Below are 7,645 nucleotides of genomic sequence, written 5' to 3'. Positions count from 1 at the left end.
CACCTGCGACAGGTTACTCGGTGCCCGCTGCGGGTTGACAGATCGACCGACTTCTATGAATTGAAAATCTGTACTATCGTGAACGCACCGTGTCGAACAGGGAGGATCCGATGAGACATCGACGCACTTTCTTGGCCCTCTTGGTGGCCGTCGCACTGGTTGCGGCAGCCTGCGGCGGGGACGACGACGGGACGACTGCCGCGCCGCCGCCTGCGCCTGCGCCAGAACCCGCACCCAGCCCGACGCCGGAACCGCCGCCCCCGCCGGAGCCGGCTCCTGCACCCGAACCCGCACCGGCGCCCGAGCCGCCGCCCCCGCCCGAGCCGCCGCCCCCGCCCGAGCCCGCGCCGGCACCGGACGAGCCGCTCACGGTCGCCCTCGTGGCCAACCAGCGCGCCGGCGACCTGGGACCCATCGACGACCTCGTGCGAGGACTGGGGCTGGTCGAGGCCGACTTCGGCGCCGAGACCACCTTCATCGAGGCGACGGACCCCTCCACCTTCGAGACGATCCTGCGCAACCTGGCCAACGAGGGCACCGACATCATCGCCGTGACGTTCCCGCCCATGCAGGAGGTCGTCACGCTCGTGGCGCCGGACTTCCCCGACACCCGCTGGATCCACATCTTCGGGTTCGAGGGCGGCGTCGACAACCTGGTCTCCATCGGTTTCGACTACTACAAGGGCACCTATCTGGCCGGCATCCTGGCCGGGGCGCTGAACACCACCGGCAAGGTCGGCTTCGTGGGCGGCGTGTCGATCCCGCCGCTGAACGCCGACTACAACGCCTTCGTGGCGGCGGCGCAGACCAAGAACGCCGCCATCGGTGGTGAGGCCGCCTTCGCCGACTCCTTCGAGGATCCCGCCAAGGGACGCGAGCTGGGCGCGGCGCTTTACGACGGTGGCGTGGACATCATCATGACCGACGCCGCGGCCACCGATCTCGGCGTCATCCAGGCCGCCGAGGAGAAGGGCGGCTACGTGATCGGCGGCTCGGTGAACTACTTCGACAGCCCGAATGTGATCGCCAGCGTCCTGCTGTACTGGGCCGAAATTCTTCACGCCCAGGTGGAGCACGCGATCAGCGACGACTACACGCCCGGCTACGTCGGCGCCGGTGTGGCCGAGGGCGGCGTGGACCTCGTCGTCAGCCCGAACTTCCTGGAGAACGGCCCGGCCGAGATGGTCGACATCATCAACGCCACGCTCGGCGAGGTCGACGAGGCCCGCTCGGCCATCAAGGACGGGTCGCTGGAGGTCCCCTTCAACCCCGAACTCTGAGAGAACTAGTCTCGGGCCGATGACGGCGCCGAGCGGACCGGGGACCGCCGGGGCCCCGGCGGTTCGCTGCCGGTCGCTCGGCGTCTCCTTCGGCGCCGTCCGGGCGCTGCACGACGTCAGCCTGGAGCTGGCGCCCGGGCGCATCCACGCCCTCGTCGGCCAGAACGGCGCCGGCAAGACCACCCTCGCCAAGGTGCTGGGCGGCCTGCAGGTACCGGATACCGGCGACGTCCGGATCGCCGGGCAGGAGATCCCGCCGGGCGACGTGCGCGCCGCCAAGGCCGCCGGCCTGGCGATGGTGCACCAGCACTTCTCGCTGCCGCCCTCGTTCACCGTGGCGGAGGCCCTCGAGTTGACCGCCGCCCGCCCGGGAGGCCGCGCCGTCTACCGCCGCGGCGACCTCCAGCAGCGCTGGCGGGACGACGTGGCCGAGATCGGCGGGACGGCTGCCCTGTCGACGCGCATCCGCGACCTGCCCGTCGAGGCCCGCCAGTCGTTGGAGATCGTCCGGGCGCTGGCCACCGAGGCGCGACTGCTGCTGCTCGACGAGCCCACCGCGCTGCTCACGCCGGTCGCCATCGACGCCCTGTTCGAGCGGCTGCGGCGCCTGCGCGACAGCGGCGTCACGATCCTCGTGGTCCTGCACAAGCTCCGGGAGGTGGCGGCCGTGGCCGACACCGTCAGCGTGCTGCGCGACGGCGAGCTGGTGCTGGGCCCCGCTGAGATGTCGGAGGTGTCCCAGGGCCGTCTCAGCGACGCCATCGTGGGCCCGGCGGGCCATGCCGACGGGGAAGTCGGCATCCGGGCCGAGGCGCACGACGTGCAGGAGACGCTCCTGGCGCTGTCACGGGTGTCGAGTGCCGAGTCGGCGTTCGAACCGGGGTTGAGCGACGTGGACCTCCGGGTCGAGGCAGGCGAGATCGTGGGGATCGCCGGTGTGGAGGGAAACGGCCAGCGCAGCCTGGTATCGGTGATCGCCGGCCTCACACCGGTCACCGAGGGCACGGTCCGCATCGGCGGCGACGAGGTGACCGCGGCCGCGCCGGCCCGGCGCCGGCTGCGGGGGCTCCGACTGGTGCCCTTCGACCGCAACACCGAAGGAGTCAGCCAGAGCGCCCCGCTGTGGCTGAACCAGTCGGCGCTGCGCCTCATCGATCGAGACGGCTGGTACACCCTCGACCGCCCTCGCCGCGGAGCCGTACACTCCATCGCCCCGCCTCGCGAGACGACGCGGAAGGAACTGCGTCTCCAAGCCTGGTGGCAGCGGCATCGCCCGCTCATCTCGCTGCGGCAGTACAAGTGGCAGGCGAGCGAGGCGATGGACCGCTGGCGGGTGCGCTACGAGACCGTCACGCAGCCCGCCGAGAGCCTCTCGGGCGGCAACGTGCAGCGCCTGATCCTCTCCCGGGAGTTGGACTCGAGTCTGGAGGTGCTGGTGGCCGCCCAACCCACCCGCGGCCTGGACTTCGCCGCCACCGAGTTCGTGCGCCGCTCGCTGCGGGGGCTGCGGGAGGCCGGGGCAGGCGTGCTGCTGGTCTCCTCGGATCTCGACGAGCTGTTCGAGCTGTCGGACCGGCTGCTGGTGATGTACGGCGGGCGGATCGTTGCGGAATTCGACGGGCCGTACGACCGGCGAGCGGTCGGTGACGCCATGACGGGGGCCGTGCGATGACCAGCGGGCTGCGGCGCGCCGTCTCGACGGTGGTCCTGGTCGTGGCGTCGTTCCTGATCACCGCGCTGATCCTGCGGGTCAGCGGCTACAGCACCGGCGACGTCCTCTCGGGGATCATCCAGGGCGCCATCACCGCCACGGGAGCGTCCACCTCGACGATCCGCTGGGCGATCCCGCTGCTGCTGATCGCCCTCGGCGTGGTGATCGGCTTCCGGGCCGGGTTCTTCAACATCGGCGGCCAGGGGCAGTTCTACATGGGCGCCTGCTCGGCGCTGGCCGTCTCGCTGGGTTGGCGCGAGGGCCCGGCCGGGCTGGTGATCCTCTGCGGGACGCTGGCGGCGATGCTCGCCGGCGTGCTGTGGTCGCTGTTCCCGGGCTGGCTGCGGGTGCGTTTCGGCACCGACGAGGTGCTCACCACGCTGATGATGAGCTTCATCGGCGCGCTGGTGCTGCAGTACCTCACCGCCGGACCGATGCGCAACCCGCAGGGCACCGGCCAGACGGCGGCCAGCGAGCGCATCCCCGAGGCATTCCGCCTCACCGGCGGCTCGGGTGTGTCGCTCACCGTGCTGCTGTTGGTGGCAGGCGTCACGGTGCTCGTCTGGCTGGTGCTGGAGCGCACCCGCTTCGGGCTCACCATGACCCTGGTGGGGCGCAACGCCACGATGGCCCGCTGGCAGGGCATCAACGTGCGCCGCGTCGGCCTGGGGGCCTTCGCCCTGTCGGGGGCGCTCGCCGGGCTGGCCGGCGCCGTGGAGCTGTACGGCCCGGCGGCGCGGCTGGTCACCGGGTTCTCGCCCGAGGTCGGCTTCACCGCCGTGGTGGTGGCACTCGTGGGCCTGTTGAACGTGTGGGGCACCGTGGTGGCCGCCGTCTTCTTCGGCGGCCTGCAGGCGGCCATCCTGTTCCTGCCGATAGTGACCGACCTGCCGCCGCCAGCGCTGGTGCTGCTGCACGGCATGGTGGCGTTCCTGGTGACGATCAAGTTCCGGTCCGTGCGGCGGCGGCGGGCCGCGCAGACCGAGGCGACGGCGGGCTGATGGAACAGATCCTGGCCACCACGCTGCGCTCGGCCGCCCCGCTGGTGCTGGTCGCCATGGCCGGCGTGTTCGCCTTCCGCGCCGGCATCTTCCACCTGGGCCTGGAAGGGCTCATGATCGCCGGCGCCTTCGCCACCGTGGCCGTGGGCGACACGACCGGCTCGGTGGAGCTCGGGGTGCTGGCCGCCATCGGCGTGTGCCTGCTGCTGTCGGCGCTGTACTGGTGGGTGATCGGCCCGCTGGGCGCCAACGTCATCATCGCCGGATTGGGGCTCACGTCCATCGGCTTAGGGGGCACCGCCTACGCCTTGGGGGCCATCTTCGACGTGCGCGGCTCGCTGTTCACCGACGTCGTGCTGCCGCGCCCCGTCACGGGAAGCACCTCGGGGGCCGGCGTCATCATCTCCGAGCATTCGATCTTCGTGTGGATCACGCCGCTGATCGTGCTGGCCGCCTGGGTGGTGCTGCGCCGGAGCCGCTTCGGGCTGCGACTGGCCGCGGTGGGCGAGTACCCGTTCGCGGCCCGCTCGGCGGGCGTGAACCCGTCGATGGTGCGGCTGCAGGCACTGCTCATCGGCGGCGCGCTGTGCGCCCTCGGCGGCGCCGAGCTCTCGGTGGGGGCGCTGCGCAACTTCACCGAGAACATGACCAACGGGCGGGGCTTCATCGCCTTCGTGGCGGTCATCTTCGGCGCCTGGCACCCCATCGGCGCGGCCTTCGCCGGGCTGTTCTTCGGCTTCGCCGACGCCATCGGCATCCAGTCCCAGATCAACATCACCGAGCGGGTGCCCCGCGAGTTCGTGCTGATGATCCCCTTCGTCCTCACCATCTTCGCCGTCTGGCTGGGCGGACTGTGGCGCCGCCGCTCCCTGGAGGCCGAGGCCGGCTACGCCGAGCTGCGAGAACCCGACTTCTGACCCCCCGCGTCAGCCCGACGTCGCGTCGCCCGCCTTCGGTCCACTGGTGGGCCTGCCTGCGTTGGACCCCCTCATCGCCGCCACAGCGCTCGCCAACGGCCTACCGATCTATGACTGCAACGAGAACGTCTCGCCCAGGCAGCAACAGGCTGGTTGTAGTAATCTTGTAGCAAAGTTGTAGATCTTGTAGGATTGGGGTGTGCATACTCAGTCCGCCGCGGGTCGTCCAGGACTGCAGGAACTTGTCAACTCCGCCGTGGGGCGAATCCGCGCGGCCGGCTGTGACCTCCAGGCGGTAGAGGTCAAGCGAGCCTCGGGCGGATTGCCCCGTTCGGCGCTCGAGTCGGTTTGCGCATTCGCCAACACGGTCGGCGGGCTGCTGCTCCTAGGGCTGTCTGAAGGCGACTTCCGCCCGGTGGACATCGATGCACCGAAGCTGGCAAGCGACCTCGCCTCTGCGTGTGCCGACGGGCTGGCACCGGCCGTACGGCCCGCAATCGATATTGCCGTTGTGGAGAACCGTCCCGTGGTTGTGGCGCAGGTGGAGGAACTGGGACACGAGAGGCGGCCCTGCTACGTGCGGGCGCGTGGCATGGAGCGCGGCACCTACGTGCGAACCCACGACGGCGACCGGCGCCTGAACTCCTATGAGGTTCACGTGATGGTGTCGGGCAGGGGCCAGCCCGACGACGACTCGGCGGTAATCGAGGAGGCTCGCCCTGACGACCTCGACCCGCGGCTCGTCGGCGCCCTGCTCGACCGCCTGCGGGAGACGCGCGGGCCGGTGTTCGCGCAAGCCGCCGACGAGGAAGTGCTCCACATGCTGGGCGTACTGGCAGAGCCTGTTGCCAACTCCCCCGTCCGGCTAGCCGGCCTTCTGGCACTCGGGCGGTACCCCCAGCGGTTCTTCCCGCAACTCGCCGCCTCGTTCGTGGCGCTGCCGACCACCGACGGGGAGCCGATGGCCGACGGAACCCGCTTCCTCGACAACCGGCCGCTCGACGGGTCGATCCCGATGATTGTGTCCGGAGCACTGGAGGCAATGCGCCGCAACATGCGCCGAAGCGCGGTCGTGGTCGGGGCAGGGCGCCAGGACGTCTGGGACTACCCCCTCGAGGCCGTCCGCGAGATCGTCGCCAACGCGCTGACGCACCGCGACTACCACCCTTCCGCCCATGGGAGCCAGGTGCGCGTGGCCCTCTATCCCGACCGGCTGGAAGTCAGCAGTGCCGGCGGCCTCCACGGCCCCAACGCCGGGCGCGCGGACGTGGACGAGATCATCGGGCGCGGCATCACGGCGACCCGCAACGCTCGGCTCGCCAAGTTGCTGGAGGACGTGGTGATCCCTGGCAGTGGTCGCCCAGTCTGCGAGAACCGCGGATCGGGGCTGCGCGCCACCGTCGCCGCCCTCCGCCAAGCCGGCCTGCGGCCACCGAACATCGTCGACGATGTGAGCGAGTTGCGGGTGACAATCCGCGGCCCCGCCGCCAGCGGCAGCAACCTGCCGCCGCGGCACGGATCAACAGTTACGCCCGCTGCTGGAGGTCCAGAGGACATCCGCCGGATCGACGATCCGTTCCGCGGCACCCGCAGCGACGCCCGGGACCCCGGCGAGCCCGCCGCACCGGTCTCAGAACTCGCCCCGCGGGAACGTCAGATCGTCGCGTTGCTCGCCGACGGCTCACGCAGTTCCCGCGAGATCGCGCAAGCCCTCGGCATCTCCCAGCAGGCAGTGCTTCGTTGGCTCACCCGCATGGCCGACAGCGGCCTGATCCGCGCCACCGAACCGGTCCGCCGCAACCGCCGCAACCGCTGGACGCTCGTACGCTGAAACTTCTCGGACCGACGGCGGTCACCTTGGAGCGGCGCAACTCCACGACCGCGCGGCTCGGAGGATCGATGATCGATGATCGTGCGGCGGCGTGCTTACGCTGAGGTTCGTCGAGTCCCTGAGGCGCGCCACATCACGTCAATAGGCAACGAGCAGAGGCGGTTCCCCATGCTGAGGCTGCGCTCCCCCCCTCCAACCAAGCCGACAACGACAACCCCGGCGCCCCATGCGTCTCGGCGGACGAACTGACCCAAGATCTGCAAGCTCCCTAACCCAACATTTGCGTGCGCTCCAACCAGAGAAAAGTCAACCGCGCCGTCGCCGTTCGGAGGGGTGGTATGACGTGTCGGGGCGGTGCCGGGGCCGGCGGGACGGGGCCGGCGGCCGCTGTCAGTCGTCGTCGATGATGGTGCCGGTGGCTTCGGCGTCGGCGAGAGTGGCGCCGACGGGGTCGGACAGGACCACTGTCAGGGTCTCGTCGGCCTCGCGCCTGCGGTCGCCGGAGATGAGCACGAGGATGGTCCTGCGGGTCTGGCCGGGCTGGAAAGTGAGGGTCCTGCCGCGGACCTCGGCGAAGTCGACGTAGCCGTCGGCGGTGCCCTCCTCGGTGGCCCATGTGACCGTGACTCGCTGCGTGGACGACTCGCTGAGGGTCACCCGGAACTCCAGGAGGCCCCCGAGGTAGAACACGTCGCCTTCGACGTCGCGGGCGTCGTCGATGCTCACCGTGGGCAGGTCGGTGTCCGGCGGCGGGGCGTCGTCGTTGGTGATGGCGACCTCGACGGGGCCGCCGGAGGCGCTGATGCCGCCGGAGAGGCCCTGGCCGGTCGGGGCGCGCCGGCCTGCGCCCAAGGCGACGCGCACGGTGCGCTCGTCGGTGTCGTCGTTGGGCAGCGCCGTCAGCA

At 70.8% G+C, this 7,645-nt stretch carries 6 protein-coding genes; 5 read left to right on the top strand and 1 reads right to left on the bottom strand.

Going from position 1 to position 7,645, the window contains the following annotated elements:
* Nucleotides 1–110: 110 nt before the first annotated feature.
* The 5 genes from OXG55_00030 (at nucleotide 111) to OXG55_00010 (ending at nucleotide 6,740) form a co-directional block, all read left to right on the top strand.
* Nucleotides 111–1,280 (top strand): BMP family ABC transporter substrate-binding protein, encoded by a 1,170-nt coding sequence (locus OXG55_00030; protein MCY4101646.1) that lies wholly within the window; start codon nucleotides 111–113, stop codon nucleotides 1,278–1,280.
* 19 nt (nucleotides 1,281–1,299) lie between these two features.
* Nucleotides 1,300–2,952, top strand: a complete 1,653-nt coding sequence (locus OXG55_00025) for an ATP-binding cassette domain-containing protein (protein MCY4101645.1) — start codon at nucleotides 1,300–1,302, stop codon at nucleotides 2,950–2,952.
* Nucleotides 2,949–3,992: an ABC transporter permease gene (locus OXG55_00020; protein ID MCY4101644.1), complete on the top strand. Its 1,044-nt coding sequence runs from the start codon at nucleotides 2,949–2,951 to the stop codon at nucleotides 3,990–3,992. Before OXG55_00025 ends, OXG55_00020 begins: the two co-directional genes overlap by 4 nt.
* Complete coding sequence (locus OXG55_00015) at nucleotides 3,992–4,909, top strand: ABC transporter permease (GenBank protein ID MCY4101643.1); 918 nt, start codon at nucleotides 3,992–3,994, stop codon at nucleotides 4,907–4,909. The genes OXG55_00020 and OXG55_00015 overlap by 1 nt, the downstream gene beginning before the upstream one ends.
* 199 nt (nucleotides 4,910–5,108) lie before the next feature.
* Nucleotides 5,109–6,740 carry a putative DNA binding domain-containing protein gene (locus tag OXG55_00010; GenBank protein ID MCY4101642.1) on the top strand — a complete coding sequence of 544 codons (1,632 nt, stop codon included), beginning with the start codon at nucleotides 5,109–5,111 and terminating at the stop codon, nucleotides 6,738–6,740.
* A gap of 390 nt (nucleotides 6,741–7,130) precedes the next feature.
* Here OXG55_00010 and OXG55_00005 read toward each other — a convergent pair.
* The coding region (locus tag OXG55_00005; GenBank protein MCY4101641.1) for a hypothetical protein at nucleotides 7,131–7,645 on the bottom strand (515 nt) is incomplete at its 5' end.

It is taken from the genome of bacterium (genome assembly GCA_026708055.1).
Lineage (GTDB): Bacteria > Actinomycetota > Acidimicrobiia > Acidimicrobiales > CATQHL01 > VXNF01.
This window is presented reverse-complemented; position numbering and strand designations above follow the sequence as displayed.

Coding starts and splice junctions, on each gene's coding strand:
- OXG55_00030 (MCY4101646.1), top strand. CDS start 111: ATGAGACATCGACGCACTTTCTTGGCCCTCTTGGTGGCCGTCGCACTG.
- OXG55_00025 (MCY4101645.1), top strand. CDS start 1,300: ATGACGGCGCCGAGCGGACCGGGGACCGCCGGGGCCCCGGCGGTTCGC.
- OXG55_00020 (MCY4101644.1), top strand. CDS start 2,949: ATGACCAGCGGGCTGCGGCGCGCCGTCTCGACGGTGGTCCTGGTCGTG.
- OXG55_00015 (MCY4101643.1), top strand. CDS start 3,992: ATGGAACAGATCCTGGCCACCACGCTGCGCTCGGCCGCCCCGCTGGTG.